The organism is Actinoplanes sp. CA-030573 (genome assembly GCF_050951115.1).
Taxonomy (GTDB): Bacteria; Actinomycetota; Actinomycetes; order Mycobacteriales; family Micromonosporaceae; genus Actinoplanes.
Genome location: NZ_CP192038.1, coordinates 5,722,039 through 5,738,154 on the forward strand (window position 1 = coordinate 5,722,039; position 16,116 = coordinate 5,738,154).

The 16,116-nt window shown below is 72.2% G+C and carries 14 protein-coding genes; 4 read left to right on the forward strand and 10 right to left on the reverse strand.

Annotated elements, in window-relative coordinates; all coding sequences use genetic code 11:
* Positions 1-82 precede the first annotated feature (82 nt).
* The 4 genes from ACQP2F_RS26525 to ACQP2F_RS26540 form a co-directional block, all read right to left on the reverse strand.
* On the reverse strand, positions 83-1,099 hold the full coding sequence (locus ACQP2F_RS26525; RefSeq protein WP_433291872.1) for an ABC transporter permease subunit: 1,017 nt from the start codon (positions 1,097-1,099) through the stop codon (positions 83-85).
* Positions 1,096-1,977 carry an ABC transporter ATP-binding protein gene (locus ACQP2F_RS26530; RefSeq protein ID WP_433307618.1) on the reverse strand — a complete coding sequence of 294 codons (882 nt, stop codon included), beginning with the start codon at positions 1,975-1,977 and terminating at the stop codon, positions 1,096-1,098. The genes ACQP2F_RS26525 and ACQP2F_RS26530 overlap by 4 nt, the downstream gene beginning before the upstream one ends.
* Before the next feature lie 2 nt (positions 1,978-1,979).
* On the reverse strand, positions 1,980-2,393 hold the full coding sequence (locus ACQP2F_RS26535) for a GntR family transcriptional regulator (protein ID WP_433291874.1): 414 nt from the start codon (positions 2,391-2,393) through the stop codon (positions 1,980-1,982).
* An 81-nt stretch (positions 2,394-2,474) separates the two neighbouring features.
* On the reverse strand, positions 2,475-3,902 hold the full coding sequence (locus ACQP2F_RS26540; protein WP_433291876.1) for an NAD-dependent succinate-semialdehyde dehydrogenase: 1,428 nt from the start codon (positions 3,900-3,902) through the stop codon (positions 2,475-2,477).
* Between the two features lie 109 nt (positions 3,903-4,011).
* Between ACQP2F_RS26540 and ACQP2F_RS26545 the strand changes: the two genes are divergently transcribed.
* The gene (locus tag ACQP2F_RS26545; protein ID WP_433291878.1) at positions 4,012-4,923 is read left to right on the forward strand and encodes an NAD(P)-dependent oxidoreductase; all 912 of its coding nucleotides are present in this window, start codon (positions 4,012-4,014) and stop codon (positions 4,921-4,923) included.
* On the opposite strand, the gene ACQP2F_RS26550 is transcribed toward ACQP2F_RS26545, so the two are convergent.
* Positions 4,814-5,746: a GlxA family transcriptional regulator gene (locus ACQP2F_RS26550; protein ID WP_433291880.1), complete on the reverse strand. Its 933-nt coding sequence runs from the start codon at positions 5,744-5,746 to the stop codon at positions 4,814-4,816. The genes ACQP2F_RS26545 and ACQP2F_RS26550 overlap by 110 nt on opposite strands.
* Positions 5,747-5,822: 76 nt before the next feature.
* Between ACQP2F_RS26550 and ACQP2F_RS26555 the strand changes: the two genes are divergently transcribed.
* From ACQP2F_RS26555 to ACQP2F_RS26565, 3 genes are read left to right on the forward strand one after another with little or no spacing between them, the layout of a single operon-like run.
* Positions 5,823-6,443 (forward strand): L-threonylcarbamoyladenylate synthase, encoded by a 621-nt coding sequence (locus tag ACQP2F_RS26555; protein ID WP_433291882.1) that lies wholly within the window; start codon positions 5,823-5,825, stop codon positions 6,441-6,443.
* A gap of 46 nt (positions 6,444-6,489) precedes the next feature.
* A complete protein-coding gene (locus tag ACQP2F_RS26560) occupies positions 6,490-8,310 on the forward strand; it encodes a DUF6461 domain-containing protein (protein WP_433291884.1) in 1,821 nt (606 codons plus the stop codon).
* 39 nt (positions 8,311-8,349) lie between these two features.
* Positions 8,350-9,606, forward strand: coding sequence for an FAD-dependent oxidoreductase (locus ACQP2F_RS26565; protein WP_433291886.1), 1,257 nt, complete (start codon positions 8,350-8,352; stop codon positions 9,604-9,606).
* Between the two features lie 97 nt (positions 9,607-9,703).
* Here the strand turns inward: ACQP2F_RS26565 and ACQP2F_RS26570 are convergent, their stop codons facing one another.
* The 5 genes from ACQP2F_RS26570 to ACQP2F_RS26590 form a co-directional block, all read right to left on the reverse strand.
* Complete coding sequence (locus tag ACQP2F_RS26570) at positions 9,704-10,948, reverse strand: SGNH/GDSL hydrolase family protein (RefSeq protein WP_433291888.1); 1,245 nt, start codon at positions 10,946-10,948, stop codon at positions 9,704-9,706.
* Position 10,949: 1 nt separating this feature from the next.
* Positions 10,950-13,910 carry a glycosyl hydrolase 115 family protein gene (locus ACQP2F_RS26575; protein ID WP_433291890.1) on the reverse strand — a complete coding sequence of 987 codons (2,961 nt, stop codon included), beginning with the start codon at positions 13,908-13,910 and terminating at the stop codon, positions 10,950-10,952.
* Positions 13,907-15,190: an SGNH/GDSL hydrolase family protein gene (locus ACQP2F_RS26580; RefSeq protein ID WP_433291892.1), complete on the reverse strand. Its 1,284-nt coding sequence runs from the start codon at positions 15,188-15,190 to the stop codon at positions 13,907-13,909. Before ACQP2F_RS26580 ends, ACQP2F_RS26575 begins: the two co-directional genes overlap by 4 nt.
* A gap of 130 nt (positions 15,191-15,320) precedes the next feature.
* Positions 15,321-15,476 (reverse strand): hypothetical protein, encoded by a 156-nt coding sequence (locus ACQP2F_RS26585; protein WP_433291894.1) that lies wholly within the window; start codon positions 15,474-15,476, stop codon positions 15,321-15,323.
* A complete protein-coding gene (locus tag ACQP2F_RS26590) occupies positions 15,437-16,030 on the reverse strand; it encodes a polysaccharide deacetylase family protein (RefSeq protein ID WP_433291896.1) in 594 nt (197 codons plus the stop codon). The genes ACQP2F_RS26585 and ACQP2F_RS26590 overlap by 40 nt, the downstream gene beginning before the upstream one ends.
* Positions 16,031-16,116: the final 86 nt, after the last annotated feature.

Here is a 16,116-nt window from a genome sequence, read left to right on the forward strand (position 1 = left end):
GACACGGGGTACGGCGCACCGGAGAAAACGGTTCATCTCCCGTGCGTGAGCGTCGCCTGACTACCCACAGTGCCGTCGAACCCTACGCCACCCGGCGCCGGATCCACCAGAAGCAGAACAGCCCCAGAGCGACCGAAGCTACCAGAAGTACGCCCAGCTCCCGCCACTGGAGCGGCCAGAACTTGTCAGGCCCCAGGTAGATCACCTTTTGTTGCAGATTCTGCGAAGCGATCCACTCCTCGCACGCCCGCGGACCCCCGGACGCCGCCGGGCCGCAGATCGCCGGGTCGTACGGACCGCGGAACTCGGCGCCGGCCGAGGTGACGACCGTGTTGCTGAGGATCCACGCGTGCTTCACCGGGTCGTCGGCGGTGACCCGGATCCCGCGGTCCGGGTCGTCGATGCTGAGGCTGATCCCGCCGATGTTCCCGGCGGTGACCGGCCCGGTGTAGCTGGTCGCCGGCACCAGGTGCGGACGGAGGACGGTGAGCGAGAGGAACATCGTGACGCCGACGGCGACCAGCGTGAGCGCCATGGCCGGCACGGTGCGGCGCACCACCATGCCGATCGCGACCCCGGCCACGAACGCGAAGGCCGCGTAGCCGATCGGCACCACGCCGCGCACGGTGAAGGTGTCCACGCCCATCCAGCCCTGTGCCCGGTCGAGCGGGCTGGCCCAGGCGGTGAACGCCCAGGTCAGCAGGCCCGCGATCGCGATGGTCACCAGGCCGGTGCCGCCGAGCTTGACGGCCAGCCACCGCCCGCGGCTCACGGTCTGGTTCCAGACCAGGCGGTGGGTGCCGGTCTCGAGCTCACGGGCCACCAGCGGGGCGCCCCAGAACAGGCCGATCAGGGCCGGCATGACGAACAGCAGGAGCGAGCCGTTGAACATCAGACGGCCGTAGAACCGGCGCTGGGCCTCGCGCACGAACTGGCTCGCGAGCTGGTCGCAGTCGACGGTGCAGCCGGTGTAACCCATCGTGCGGGCCAGATCGAGCAGGGGGCCGCGGGTCGCCAGGAGGACGGCGGCGACCACCACCGCGACCACGATCCCGATCAGGGCCTGGGTGCGGAACTGACGCCAGGTGAGCCAGATCATCGCTGCTTCTCCAGTACGCGGTCGCGGCCGGCGTCACCGGCCTCGGACATGTAGGCGAGCACCAGGTCCTCGAGATCGATCCGGTCGACGCTGAACGCCGGGTCCTCGATCGGCGCCGAGCTGCGCACCACGAGCGTGGACTGGACGTCGGTGTGCCGGGCCTGCACCACCTGCCGGCCGCCCCCGAGCGCGGCCGGGTCGATGCGCGCCCCGGTGAGCCGGTGGTGGGTCGCGAGCAGCTCCTCCACCTCGCCGGCGATCCGCACCCGCGACCCGACCAGCACGACCAGGTAGTCGCAGACGCGTTCGAGGTCGGCGACCAGGTGCGAGGACATCACCACGCTGGTGCCGGTCTCCGCGACGTACTCCATCAGGCCCTGCAGGAACTCGCGCCGGGCGAGCGGGTCGAGGGCGGCCACCGGCTCGTCGAGCAGCAGCAGGTCGGGGCGCTTGGCGATGGCCAGGGTGAGCGCGAGCTGGGCCCGCTGGCCGCCGGAGAGCTTGCCCGCCTTCTGCCGCGGATCGAGGCCGAGCCGCGCGACGCGATCGCGGGCCGCGGCGTCGTCCCAGGACGGGTTGAGGTGGGCGCCGAAGCGCAGGTGGTCCTCGACGGTCAGTCCGGCGTAGACCGGCGTGTCCTGGGCGACGAAGCCGATCCGGGCCGACCCGCTGACCGGCGGGGCGCCCAGCACCGACAGGCTGCCCGCGGTCGGCGCGAGCAGGCCGCAGACGAGCTGCAGCAGCGTCGACTTGCCGGCGCCGTTCGGACCGACGAGGCCGGCGACGTGGCCGGCCGGGACGTCGAGGGTGCAGTCGGACAGCGCGGTCCGCCGCCCGTACCGCTTGGTCAGGCCGTCAGTGACCACGACGCTCGTCATCGTCATCCCCGCCTTCCCGTTCGCTCCGCTCGCTCCGCCGAAAAGCGGCGAAATGTGTTCACGAACAACGCCTCGATGCTCTCGTCGTCGAGGCCGGCGTCGCGCGCCTTCGCCAGCCAGCCCTCGAGGTCGCGGCGCAGCGGCTCGTGGGCGGCCACCTCGGCGTCGCCGCCGAGGGTGCGGGTGACGAAGGTGCCGAGGCCGGGCCGGGGCTGGACGAGTCCCTCGTACTCCAGCTCGCGATAGGCCTTGAGCACCGTGTTCGGGTTGATCGCCACCCGGGCGACCACGTCCTTGACCGTGGGCAGCTTGTCACCCTCCTTGAGCAGGCCCAGCCGCATGGCGTGCCGCACCTGCTGGATGAGCTGCATGTAGGGCGAGACGCCGGACCGGGCGTCGAGGTGGAACTCGATCATGATATCTCTATTCCACTAGGTTACTAGCACAATAGCAGTAAAAAGAGGGCCGGAGGCAATGCCTCCGGGCCTTTTCCGCGACTACCAGTTGAGCGCGATGTACTTCGACTCGAGGTACTCCAGCAGACCCTCGTGGCCGCCCTCGCGCCCGATGCCGCTCTGCTTGACCCCGCCGAACGGCGCCGCCGGGTCGCTGACCAGGCCGCGGTTGAGCCCGACCATGCCGGCCTCGATCGCCTCGCTCACCCGCAGGCCGCGGGCGAGATCCTGGGTGTAGACGTACGCGACGAGCCCGAACTCGGTGTCGTTGGCGAACCGGACGGCCTCGTCCTCGCTCGTGAACGTCACGATCGGCGCGACCGGTCCGAAGATCTCCTCGCGCAGGATCGGCGCGTCGCCCGGCAGGCCGGTCAGCACCGTCGGCGGGTAGTAGAAGCCCGGCCCGTCCGGGCGGCTCCCGCCGGTGACGGCCGTGGCTCCGCCGTCCACCGCCTGGCGCACCAGGGTGTCGACCTTGGCCACGGTGTCCTCGTTCACCAGAGGGCCGACCTGGGTCTTCTCGTCGGTGCCGGGCCCGACCACGAGACCGGACATCCGCTCGGCCAGCCGGCGGGAGAACTCGTCGGCCACCGACGCCTCGACGTAGAACCGGTTGGCGGCGGTGCACGCCTCGCCGCCGTTGCGCATCTTGGCGATCATCGCGCCGTCCAGCGCCGCGTCCAGGTCGGCGTCGGCGAAGACCAGGAACGGCGCGTTGCCGCCCAGCTCCATCGACGTGTTGACGACGTTCTCGGCGGCCTGGGCGAGCAGGATCCGGCCGACCTCGGTCGAGCCGGTGAACGATACCTTCCGCACCCGCGGGTCCTTGAGCATCTTCGAGACGACCTTGCCCGAGCTGCGCGACGGCAGCACATTGACGACCCCGTCCGGGACGCCGGCCTCGGCCAGGATCGCGGCCATCGCGAGGGCGGTGAGCGGGGTGTCGCTGGCCGGCTTGAGGATGACCGTGCAGCCCGCGGCGAGCGCCGGCCCGATCTTGCGGGTGGCCATCGCGGCCGGGAAGTTCCACGGCGTGACCAGCACGCACACGCCGACCGGCTGGCGGACGACCAGGATCCGGTTGGCGCCGCTCGGCGCGGTGCCGACCATGCCCTCGCCCCGCACGGCCTCCTCGGCGAACCAGCGGAAGAACTCGGCCGCGTACGTGACCTCGCCCTTCGCGTCGACCAGGGCCTTGCCGTTCTCCAGGCTGATCATCTTGGCCAGCTCGCCGGCCCGCTCGGTCATCAGCTCGAACGCCCGGCGCAGCGCCTCGCCCCGGACCCGCGGAGGGGTCTGCGCCCAGCCCGGACCCGCCTCCGCCGCCGCGTTGACCGCCGCGATCGCGTCCGCCTCGCCGCCGTCCGCCACCGAGGCGATCACGTCCCCGGTCGCCGGGTCGAGCACGTCGAATCGATCCCCGGAGGACGCGGGGACCCACTTGCCACCGATGAAGAGTTCAGTTTCCACAACCCCAGCATGGTCCCGGTCCGCCGATCGCGCCACGGTTGCCGGGATGGCCGGAATCCGGCGCCGGATTCGAGCGGTCTGCGCGCTTGCCCACCCGTACGTTGTGCGCATGGTTCTGGGTTTTCTCGGTCTCGGGGTGATGGGCCGTCCGATGGCGGCGAACCTGGTGGCGGCCGGTCATGAGCTGGTGGTCTGGACCCGGTCCGGCGTGCCGCTCGAGGGCGCGCGCTTCGCACCCTCCCCGGCCGGCGTGTTCACCGCGAGCGAGGTCGTCTTTCTCATGCTGGCCGGGCCGGAGGCGATCGACGGCGTGATCGGGCCGCACGTCGCCGGACGCACGGTCGTGCACATGGGCACCACCTCGCCGGACTACTCGGCCGATCTCGCCGGGCGCATCGTCGCCGCCGGTGGGCGCTACGTCGAGGCGCCGGTGTCGGGGTCACGGGGTCCCGCCGAGGCCGGGCAGCTCGTGGCGATGCTGGCCGGTCAAGATCAAGACCTGTCCCGGGTACGCCCGTTGCTCCCGCCGATGTGCCGGCAGGTGATCGACTGCGGGCCGGTCCCGAACGGGCTGCGCATGAAGCTGGCGGTCAACACGTACCTGATCGGCATGGTGACCGCGCTCGCCGAGGCGTTCCACTTCGCCGAGCGGCACGATCTCGACCTCGACGTGCTGCGGCAGGTGCTCGACGCCGGGCCGATGGCCAGCTACGTCTCCCGCGGCAAGGCCGGCAAGATCGTCGACGGCGACTACGCGGTGCAGGCCTCGATCCGGGACGTGCACTACAACAACCGGCTCATCGTCGAGGCGGCCGCGGCCCGGGGCATCGCCTCGCCCCTGCTCGACGTCTGCCGCCGGCTCTTCGCCGAGGCCGAGGAGCTGGGCCACGGCGGCCTCGACATGGCCGCGGTCATCCACGCGCTGACGGCGCGAACCGTTCGTGATGCCGCTGCCGATACTGGCTCGGCGAGCAGCCCAGCCGCCGCTGGAAGTGCTGCCGCAGCAGCGCCGCCGAGCTGAACCCGGCCCGCCCGGCCGCCTCCTCGACCCCGCAGGCGGGCTCGGTCTCGAGCAGGTGCTGGGCCAGGCGGATCCGTTGCTCCAGCACCCACGCGTACGGGGTGGTGCCGGTCGCCGCCCGGAACCGGCGCGCGAACGAGCGGGTCGAGAGGAACGCCCGCCGGGCCAGCACCTCGATCGAGAGGTCCTCCTGCAGGTTGCCGAGCGCCCACGCGAGCACCTGGTCGACGCCGTCGTCGCGCCGCCGCCGGTCCTCGGCCACCCGGGCCACCCCGAGCGCCATCCCGCTCCAGACGGCGGCCGCCGCGGCCGCGCCGTGGTCCTTGCCGATCAGGTGCAGGCACAGGTCGATGCCGGCGGCGGCGGTCCCGGCCGAGGTCAGGATCGGGTCGTCGTCCCGGTAGCGCGCGCCGGGGTCGATCCGCACCCGCGGGAACCAGGCACGCATGCGGTCGGCGTACGGCCCGGGCGCGGCGACCGTACGGCCGTCGAGCAGGCCCGCCGCGGCCAGCAGGAACGCTCCGGCGCCGGCCGCGACCACCCGGGCGCCGCGGGCCAGGGCGTTCTCGAGCGCCTCCCTGGTGGCCGGGCCGACGTCGCGGGCCGGCTCCTGGGGCGGGGCGACCGCGACCACGTCGGCGGCGGCCAGCCGGTCCAGGTCCTCGGCCGGGGTGACCCGCATGCCGCCGGCGGTGGGCACCGGCACGCCCGGCCGCTCGGAGCAGATGGCGAACGCGAACGGCGGCCGGTCCCACACCTCGCAGTAGACGGCCAGGTCGAACGGCCGCACGGTGGACGGCATCAGGACCGCAACGTTCCGCACCTCACCGAGCCTGCCAGCGCGAACACGCCGAGGGGACAGCCAGTTACGGCGTCGTGGCCTTCACTAGGCTGCTCGGGTGGCGAAGTATTTCGACGTGCACCCGGAGAACCCGCAGCCGCGTGCGATCCGGCAGGTGGCCGACCTGGTCCGCGGCGACGGGCTGATCGCGTACCCGACCGACTCCTGCTTCGCACTGGGCTGCCGGATGGGCAACAAGGAGGGTCTCGACCGGATCCGCGAGATCCGCCACCTCGACGACCGGCACCACTTCACGCTGATGTGCCGCGACTTCGCCCAGCTGGGCCAGTTCGTGCAGATCAACAACGCGTCGTTCCGCCTGGTGAAGGCGTCGACTCCGGGCCCGTACACCTTCATCCTGCCGGCCACCAGGGAGGTGCCGCGCCGCCTGCTGCACCCCCGGAAGAAGACGGTGGGCGTACGCATCCCCGAGCACGTGGTGGCGCAGGCGCTCCTGGCCGAGCTGGGCGAGCCGCTGGTGTCCAGCACGCTGCTGCTGCCCGGCCAGGAGGAGCCGATGACGATGGGCTGGGAGATCAAGGAGACCCTGGACCACGCGGTCGACGCCGTGGTCGACTCCGGCGAGTGCGGCGTCGAGCCCACCACCGTCATCGACCTCTCCGGCGGCGAACCCGAGATCATCCGGGTCGGCGCCGGAGACGTCGCCCGCTTCGAGTAACCCGCTTCGCCCGCCGTTGCCCCGCGCTTTGCGGCAGGCTGGGCGGGTGGTCGCGGAGGATTACGCCTGGGCGGTCGAGACCCACGCCCTGGGCCTCGACTTCTGTCTGACGTTCGTCCGGGGCCTGGGGCCGGACGAGGTGATCTCCCGGCTCGGCGGGGCGGACCCGGTCTCGATGGCCTCGGCCGAGGCGCTGGGCGCGGCGATGGACGCCGTGGACACGCGGGTCGACGAGCAGGGTGCGACCCGTCCGAGCGGCCTGGACTACGTGGCGGCGACGCCGGCCGGCGACTGGACCATGGTCATCGAGCCGAACGGGTTTCTGTGCGCCGGCGACGACGCCGTGCGTACGCTCTCGGCCGCCGGCGCGATGGTGTCGTTCTACTTCAATGAGAACACCACGCCGCGCTTCGTCTGGGCGGTCGGCGGCCGGGAGGTGGTCGCCTTCGATCCCGGCTGTCCGGCCGAGCGGTACGGCGCCGATCCCGGGCGGCTCGACCCGGTGCTCGCCGAGCTGGGGTTCGGGCTCGATCCGGACCGCACGGACTACGACCAGCAGTTCCGGGAGCGGACGTTCGCCCTGATGGAGCGGATCACCGGCGTGCGGTGGGACGCGGCGTTCCTGGCGGCGGCGACGTTCCGCTGTGCCGGGGTCGGCGGGATCGGCAGCCACGTCACGGCCCAGCCCTGGTACGCCGAGGTCCGGGCCGAGCTGGCGGCGTACGCGGAGGACCCGGACGACTGGGCCGGCGACGACCTGGACGGGTGGGGCCGGCGCGGCGTCACCGACCGGAAGGTCAAGGCGCTCGGCGCGGCCGGGACGTCGCTCTACGACCAGGACCGCGACCTGGCGCTGGCGATCGCCCACGCGCCGGCCGAGCTGATCGCCCGCATGACGGTGTGGGCGAAGGACCGCCCGTTCCGGCGGGCCGGCATCGTGGAAGAGCCGTGGTTCGCCCCCATCCGCGACCGGATGCAGCGCGACGAGTGGGCGCCCGAGCCCGACGTGCGGCTGGTGCGGGACCGGCTCCAGGCCCATTTGGGTACGGTGTTGCCGCCCTACCACAACGACGAGGCGGCCCAGCTCAACGCCGTACGGTCGGCGCTGTGGCCTCATGAGCAGAAGCACGCCACCGACCGGTTGTGCTGGCATTTCGTCTCGGCGCTCGGCATGGGCGGCGGCACGGCGGCGGAGCTGCACGCCGACCTGTGGCGCGACTTCCCGGAGCTGCGTGACGTCGCGGTCCCACCGCCCGCCCCGCCCGCCCCGCCCGCCGAACGGCCGGCCCAGCGCCGCAAGCGCGAGGCCCGCGAGCGGCAGGAGGAGGAGTGGCGGCGGGCCGACCTGACCCGCACCTGGGGCGGCCGCGTCCCCGCCGACCCCCGGCTGCTCGACGAGGAGGTGGCGCAGCACGCCCGCGGCCTGGTCGACCACGACCGCGACCTGATCGACCGCATCGCCGAGGCCGGCCCGGCCGCGCAGCGCGAGATGGCGGTGTGGGCGGCCCGCTACTGGTGCGCCCGCGCCGGCCTGATCACCCAGGACTGGGTCGAGGCCGAGCTGACCGCCCTCGACCGAGGCGATCCCCCGACGCCACCCTTCACCGACTTCCACACCGCGTTCGCCCGCTGGCGGGACGTCCCTCCGGAGAGCGTTACGTCCTCGGCAACCATCTCCTTCGGCCCGGCCGAGCCACCCCGCATCGAGCCCGCGGTGATCGCGCTGCACGAGGTGATCGCCGCCCGCCACGAGGATCCGCTGGTCGCCGCCATGGACACCATCCACAACGCGGTGGTGCTCGACCCGGGCGCGACGATCGCCGCCTTCCGCGCCGCCTTCGACCTCGGTCGAGCGCCGGACGGATAACCGCGGGCCTGCGGGCGGCTCGGATGCTAGCTTCCCGGCATGTCCAAGTCAGCGCGGCTGGTCGCCTCCGTGGTGTCGCGTTGGGGCGACGACCCCTGGTCACGCGGCGCGTGGAGCCTTATCGGCCGGCACGGGACGCCCACGGACCGCGTGTCGCTCGGTGAGCCGATCGGCGGCCGGCTGCGCATCGCCGGTGAGGCGACCCACCCGACCCGGGCCGGCATGACGCACGGTGCCTTCGAGCAGGGCGTCGCCGCGGCGCGGTGGGCGGCTGACCTTGGTCATGCCCGGGTCGCCGTGGTGGGCGCCGGGGTGGCCGGGCTCGCCGCCGCCCGGGAGCTCACCGGGCGCCGGGTCGAAGCGATCGTGTGGGAGGCGCGCGACCGCATCGGCGGGCGCGCCTGCGGCGTCGAAGTCGGCGGGTTCACCTTCGACCTCGGCGCCAACTGGCTGCAGCAGTACGAGGAGAACCAGCTGGCCGAGGTGGCTGCCGCGCTCGGGCTCACCACCGTCGCCACCGACTTCACCGACCCACTGGTGCTCGGCCCCCCGGCGGCGTCGCCGGCCCCCGATCCGGACCGCATCGAGCGTGAGCTGCGGACTCGGCTGGCCGCGGCGGCGGACGGCGCCAGCATCGCCGACGTCGTCGAGGAGTGGGTACGCGACCCGGCGCCGTATCCGGCCGAGGCGATCCGCCGGCTCGTCGACGCGGAGATCATGATGGACGCCGGCAAGCCGCTGTCCTGGCTCAGCGCCCGCTACGGTTTCGAGCCCGGCGTCGGCGAAGGCGACCGCTGGATCGTCGGCAGCTACCGCCCGCTGGTGCAGCATCTGGCCTCCGGCGTGGAGGTGCGCTTGCGACAGCCGGTCGACCGGATCGAGGTGCACGACGACGCCGTACGGCTGAAGTCCCGCGACGCGACCCACGAGACGGACGCGGTCATCGTCACGACGCCGATCACGGTGCTGGACACGCTCGAGTTCGCTCCGCCGCTGCCTGCCGGGCACCGCGCCGCCCGGAGCCGGCTCGGCATGGGCCGGGTGGAGAAGGTGATACTCCGCTTCGCCGAACAGTTCTGGCCCCGGCACCGGGCCGGCTACTACCGCGTCCACGGACCGGGCACCGGCAGCGTCAGCGAGTGGCTGGACGCCACCGCCGCCGACGGCGCACCCACCATGGTCGGCCTTTTCGCCGGTCCCTGGCTCGAGTCGGTATGGTCCGGCTCGGACATCGAGGTGGCCGATCACGCCGTGGCCATCCTCAGTGACGCCGTCGGGGCCCGCCCGGGCCGCTGAGCCCGGATCGGTGCGCAGAGCAAAGGGCGGCCCCGCGCGAGCCCCGGGCCCGCGTAAGCCCGGGGATCGCGCGGGGCCTGTCCGGCGGCCCCGGCCGTCAGGAGAGCCAGCGCAGCGGGACGGCCGCTGCCAAGGCCCCATAGCCGGCCGGGTTGAGGTGCAGGTGGTCGCCGGTGTCGTAGAGCGGGTCGAGCTGCCGAGGGTTGGCGGGATCACGCGCCGCAATGTCGAAGTCGGCTATCTCGTCGAATATCCGGCCGCGGCGCAGGGCGGCGTTGATCGCCTGGCGGGACTCCTCGCGCAAGCCGCCGGGGTCGTCGTAGCCGGTGTTGCCGCCGAACGGGGTGATCGTGGCGCCGTAGGCGACGATGTCGCGGGCGTGCGCCCGCAGCACCACCTGGGAGTAGGCGAACAGCAGGTCGTCGACCACCTGCTTCTGGGCGGCCACCGACGCCTCGGCGGTGCCGATGTCGTTGACGCCCTCGAACAGCAGCATGCGGTCGACGCCGCTGGTGGACAGCACGTCGCGGTCGAGGCGGGCCAGGACGTTGGGACCGAGCCCGTCGTTGAGCACCCGGTTGCCGCCGGCCGCCTGGTTGAGCACGGCCGTCCGGGGGCGGCGGGCGAACAACTGGTCGGGCCAGCGGTCGTTGCCGTCGGTCGTGGACCCTCGCCCGTCGGTCAGCGAGTCACCCACGATCGCGATGGCCGGGGCGCCGGCGACCACCTCCACCCCGCTGATCACGTACCAGTGCGCCACGCTCGCCCCACCCGACAAATCAGGAGAAAGGACAAAATTCCCGTTCACCAGGTACGTCGTGGTCCGCGACCCCGGGTGCGAGGTCAGATTCAGCGAGGCGAGCCCGGAAGCCAAGTAGATACTGATCGTAAGGTTGGAGCCGGCCGCGACCGACACGTCAACGGGATCCGAGACGACCTGCGCCCCGACCGGGACGACCACCGAGGACCGGCCGCCGAAGGTCAGCGGGCGACTGCTGCCCTCCACGATGGCCGAGACCCCGGCCCTGCCTCCCGCCGGCCGGGCCACGGCCGCCGAGGTGATCGGGAGCGCGGCCCCGCCGAACGCGTTGGAGAAGCGGACCCGCAGCCGAGAACCACCCACCGTCACGTGCACCGTCTGCCGGAGCGTGGTGTCCACGAGCACCGACGTCGCACCGGTGAACGGCGCCGGCGGCAGGTTGCCGGGCTCGGTCAGCTGCGGCATCGCCACCCACGTGTGCATCCACCGCGGGCGCGAGCCGTGGGCGACGGCCGGGTCGGCACCCAGCAACGCGGCCGGAACCGCCGCCCCGCCCAGGCCCAGTACTGCTCTGCGTCGCATGTCAGGCCCTCCGGCTCTCGGGCGGTCCCAGGTAGCTGTCCTGCACGCCGCCGGTGTCGACGACCAGCCGCTGGACGATCACGGTCGGGTCGACGGCCCAGAAGGTCAGCGTGTGCGTGCCGGCCCGGTCCACGGTGTGGGTCGTACCGGTGACGTTGATGTTGTTCGAGGTGTTGCGGGCCCACTGGCGGTTCATCGTGGTGTCGTTGGCCCCGGTCGCCTTGGTCACGTTGACCACCTGCGGCGTCTCGCCGTCGATCGAGACCGCGTACCTCAACCCGTCACCGGGCAGCACGTTGTTCCGCGGCGACAGGTAGGCCGACACCGTGACCGGCCCGGTCGTGGTCAGCGTCATCGTGTAGTCGAGGCGCGTCCCGGAGAGCGACAGCGGCGTGAGCCCGTTGCCGGTCTTGCCGATGCCCGGCAGCAGCTGCCAGCTCCCGGTGCGACGGCTGTAGTGGTCGGCCTCGATCGCCACGTACCCGTTGGCCTCGACGAAGCCCGAGGGCCGCAGCGAGGAATAGGAGATCGGCGCCTGCACGGTCACCGACGAGCCGGCCCCGGTGATGGTGATCGGCACGCTTCGTGTCCCGCGCGGCGCCCGCCGCCAGTCCACGGTGACCAGCGCGCGAACCTGGTCGGTGACGGTGCCCGCGGCCCGGGTCACCGAGAGCCACGGCGCGCCGCTGCTGATCCGGTACGCGAACGGCGTCGTCCCCTTGTTGTAGACGTCGATGTACTGCCGGGACTGGCTCTGCCACGGACTGAACGAAGGCAGCGTCGTGGCCGATCCGCCGTCGAGTGCCACGCCCATCGACGAGCCCGCCGGAACCGTGATGCGGCGAACGTACGGGAAGATCTCGTCCGGCAGCGCCACGTTGTTGAGCTCGGGCTGCTGCCACGGCGCGTTCGGGCCGTAGCGGGCCACGTTCCCGTACCCGATCTTGGGCTGGAGCTGCCAGTCGTGCCACTTCCCGCCGGCCAGGGTGTTGTTGTAGTAGTCGCTCATCGCCTGGTCCTGGGCGAAGAGCGCCTCGGCCCGATCGGCGAGGGCGTTGGTGGCGGCGCGGCCCTGGGCGGCGTACGCGATGTTGGTGAACTCCGCCCGCCGCAGGTCGTAGATGATCGCCGTGTCCTTCACCTGGTAGTACACGAGCTGGTAGAACGCGTCCTGCCAGGCCGCCGGCACCCGCTCGCGCAGGAGGGAGGCCCGGCGGGCGAGGTCGAGCCAATCGTCGGTGACGCGATCCATCTCGCCGTAGTCGGTGAGGCTGAACGGCGTCTGCTGGTCGTCGTAGACCACCGCGGTCGGGTCGGTCGTGATGTCCTTGGCCGGGTCGACCGTGATCCGCCGGTTCAGGAGCTCCGGCTTGCGGCGGGACTGCAGGTGGCCGTACCGGTCGAGAATCGCGGCGATGGCCGGCGCGAGTCGGGTCCCGAAGCTCGACGCCGCGTAGTGCCGCGTCCACTCCCCCAGCCGCGAGACCGGCCACGCCGACGGGTTCCAGGCGTAGTCGAGGAAGAACTGGGTGGGCAGCTCCTCGTTCTTGAGGTCACCGACGTTCGCCACCCAGAGGCGGTTCACCCCGGAGTCGTACGCCCGGTGCAGCTGCTCCCAGGTGTTGGTCAGGTTGGCCGTGTCCGCCCACTTGTAGTTCCGGCCGTCCCCGACGTAGTCGAAGTGGTAGTACATGCCGTAGCCACCGCTGCGCGCGGGCAGCGACGCGTTCGGCAGCTTGCGCATGTTGCCCCAGTTGTCGTCGCAGAAGACGACCGTCACGTCGTCCGGCGGCCGGTACCCGGAGTCCCAGTAGCGCTGCACCTCCTTATAGAGGGTCTGCACCTGGGGCCGGTCGATCAGCCCGGTCTCGCGCAGGATCTGCCGCTGGCTGTCGATGATCGAGCTCATCAGGTCGATGCCGTCGCCGTCGGGCAGGGAGACGTCGCCGTTGCCGCGCATGCCGAGCGTGATGACGCCGTCGATGTCCTGGTCCCGCATCCGTTGGGCGCCGGCCCGCCAATAGGCCTCGATCGCGTTCTTGTTCTGCCGGTAACTCCAGACACCATTCCCGCCGTACGGGTCGGTGCCGTTGCCGGCGTGCCGGTTCCACTCCTCGATGCCGCGCATCATCGGCGCCTCGTGCGAGGTGCCCATCACCACGCCGTACGCGGTGGCGGTCGCGTGGTTCTGCGGGTCGTCCTCGGCGAACGCCCGCCCCCACACGGCCGGCCACAGGTAGTTGGCCTTGAGCCGGAGCATGGTCTCGAAGACCTTGGCGTAGTACGCGGCGTTCAGCCCGCCCGGGTAGCCCGGCGCCTTGACCGGCCCGAAGTACCGCGGCGCCCAGGTGCCGGTGGCCGGGTTCTCGTCGTTGATGAAGAAGCCGCGGTACTTGACGGCCGGCGTGCCCTGGCTGTGCCGCCCGGGCATCACGTACAGGTGGTCCTGGTGGGCGACCGGCACGTCGTCCCAGAAGTACCAGGGCGAGACGCCGATGTTCTTCGAGAGGTCGTACGCGCCGTAGATCGTTCCCCGCTGGTCGCTGCCGGCGATGACGAAGGCCCTCTTCACCCCGGGCAGCGGGTTGTCGACGACCTGCTCGATCGTCGTCTCCCATGCGCCCTGGACGGACGAGACGTCGAGCTTGCCGCGTGCGATGATCTTGGCCAGCGTCGGGCTCCGGCCGATCGTCCCGAGGATGATCGGATCGTTCTTTCCGGAGATTTCGTGACCGGTGACCTTGTGGAGGTCACTGCGGAGATCGGCGGCGACCCGGACGACCCCGGGGTGGTCGGCATCGTCCACGACGACCGGCGCCCCGGCCAGCGGGAAACGCCCGGGCCCGGGATGCGTGGTGACGTAGTCATGCACGGTGTCCGCCGCGGAAGTGGGATGGGCCTGCGCGGCGGCCGGGACGGCCAGCAACGGCAGGACCAGCGCCAGGGTGAGCGCAGCCCTCATCGGAACAGCCTCAGGTTCACGGCGGCAGCCATCACGGCCATGCCGGCGTCGTTCGGGTGCAGGTGGTCGCCGCTGTCGAGGGCCGGGTTGAGCCGGATCGGGTCGGCCGGGTCACCCATGGCGCGATCGAAGTCGACCACACCGTCGTACTCGCCGCTCGTCCGGATCCACCGGTTGAGCCGCTGCCGCTTCGCCTCGTTCTCGGGCGAGTAGAAGCCCAGGGTGTCGTCCTTGAAGGGCAGGATCGTTCCGCCGTACGCGATGACGCCCGCGTCGTGGGCCCGGGCGATCAGCTGGCGATGGCCGGCGATCAGGTCGTCCGCGCTGACGGTCTCGGAGAGCGGCGCGACCGTGCCCGGATGCCCGAGGTCGTTCACGCCGAGCAGCACGATCAGGTAGCGGCGGCCGGGCTGGGCCAGCACGTCCCGGTCGAAGCGCCGCAGCCCGCTGACGCCGAAGTAGTTGGCGAACGTCTCGGCGTTGCTGCCGGCCGGCGGGTTCGGGTCGTGCAGCAGCCGGTTGCCGGAGACGCCGACGTTGGCCACGCCGAGGTCGCGGTGCGCCCGGCGCAGCCGCTCGGCCAGCAGGTCGGGCCAGCGGTGGTTGAGGTTGGCGACGGTGTTGGCGCCGTTGGTGATCGAGTCGCCGAGCGTGACGATCGACGCGCTCCCCCGCTTGCGGACCGCCACCCCGGAGAGGAACAGGTCCTGCTGGATCGTGGCGGTGGGGGTGACTGTCCGCGCCGCGGTGACGTTGCCGGCCGCGATCACGTTGTCCTGGAAGGAGAAGGCGGCCAGGGTCGTCACCGTCGTCCGCTGCTCGACGTAGATGCTGATCGCCAGGTCGCCCCCGGCCGGCAGGCGCAGCCGCACCGGGTCGCTGACCAGCGGCGCGCCGGCCGGGATGGTGGCGCTCCCGTGGCCGGAGAAGGTCACCCGCCGGTCGGTGCCGGGCACGGTGGCGGTGCTGGCGCCGGTGCCGTCGCGCCGGGCCACGCGGACCTCGGCGATGTGCAGGGGCGTCTCGCCGAACTCGTTGGTGAGCCGGATGCGCAGCTCGTCGCCGCCGGTCGAGCAGTGGGCCACGTGCCGGACGGTCTGCCGCTCGAGGACGGTCGGCGTGCCGCGGGACGGGATGGTGGTGGGCACGGCGGCCCAGGTGGCCACCCAGCCGTCGGGTCCGGCGCCGTGGGCGTGGGCCGGGGTGCCGACGCCGGCGGTGGCGGCGCCGACGGCGGAGCCGGCGGCCAGGGCAAGCAGTTCGCGTCGGGTGGTGGACATGGGGTCTCCTTTCGACCCCACCCCGCGCGCCGGTGGGTCCGTTACCGAACCCACCCCGTGCACGGGGTGGGGTGAGATTACGGCCGCGGTACGACAGTTTTCGCGGCCGATCCACAGCGCGGCGGAACGGTCAGCCGCGGGCCAGTGGCAGGGTGAAGCGCCAGCAGTCGGCGCGGAGCTGGGGAATGACCTGGTCGACGGCCGCCACGGTCTGGCTGCGGTCGCCGCCGCCGTCGTGCATGAGGATCACGGCGCCCGGCGTGAGCCGGTCGAGGATCCGCTGCACCAGCACGTCGGTGCCGGGCGGCACCCAGTCCCCGATGTCGAAGCGCCAGCCCAGCGGCTGCATGCCGAGCTCGGCGGCGACCTGCGGGGTCTGGCCCCAGGCCCCGTACGCGCGCGGAAGTAGGCGATCTTCGCGTGCGGGACGGCCTGGTGGATCAGGGCGCTGGTCGCCTCGAGGTCGGCGCGGATCTGCTCGGGCGTCCAGGCCGACATGTCGTCGTGGTGCAGCGAGTGGTTGCACAGGGTGTGCCCGTCGCGGGCGATCGCGCGCACCACCTCGGGATGCTCGCGGACATGGTCGCCCCAGAGGCAGAAGACCGCCTTGACGTGGTGCTTCCTCAGCACCGCGAGCAGGTTCAGGGTGTCGGGCGGATTGGGGCCGTCGTCGAACGTGAAGCTCACGACGTTGCCGTGCCCGCGGGCGGTGTCCACGACGACCGGCGTGGGCGGGCCGCCGGGCCGGGACCCGGCCGCCTGGGCGGGAGGGGTCGAAGCGGTGACCGTGCCCGCGACCGTCACCAGGGCGACGAGGGCACGAGAGGGGAAGCGGCGCACGCGGAATCCTCCGTGGTGGATCGGAAGTTTCGGAAACATGTCAGCCGAACATCCCGAAGGTAGAGGGACCGATCTATGCCGTCAAG

Coding starts and splice junctions, on each gene's coding strand:
- ACQP2F_RS26530 (WP_433307618.1), bottom strand. CDS start 1,977: ATGACGAGCGTCGTGGTCACTGACGGCCTGACCAAGCGGTACGGGCGG.
- ACQP2F_RS26570 (WP_433291888.1), bottom strand. CDS start 10,948: ATGCGACGCAGAGCAGTACTGGGCCTGGGCGGGGCGGCGGTTCCGGCC.
- ACQP2F_RS26545 (WP_433291878.1), top strand. CDS start 4,012: ATGGTTCTGGGTTTTCTCGGTCTCGGGGTGATGGGCCGTCCGATGGCG.
- ACQP2F_RS26580 (WP_433291892.1), bottom strand. CDS start 15,190: ATGTCCACCACCCGACGCGAACTGCTTGCCCTGGCCGCCGGCTCCGCC.
- ACQP2F_RS26525 (WP_433291872.1), bottom strand. CDS start 1,099: ATGATCTGGCTCACCTGGCGTCAGTTCCGCACCCAGGCCCTGATCGGG.
- ACQP2F_RS26535 (WP_433291874.1), bottom strand. CDS start 2,393: ATGATCGAGTTCCACCTCGACGCCCGGTCCGGCGTCTCGCCCTACATG.
- ACQP2F_RS26575 (WP_433291890.1), bottom strand. CDS start 13,910: ATGAGGGCTGCGCTCACCCTGGCGCTGGTCCTGCCGTTGCTGGCCGTC.
- ACQP2F_RS26565 (WP_433291886.1), top strand. CDS start 8,350: ATGTCCAAGTCAGCGCGGCTGGTCGCCTCCGTGGTGTCGCGTTGGGGC.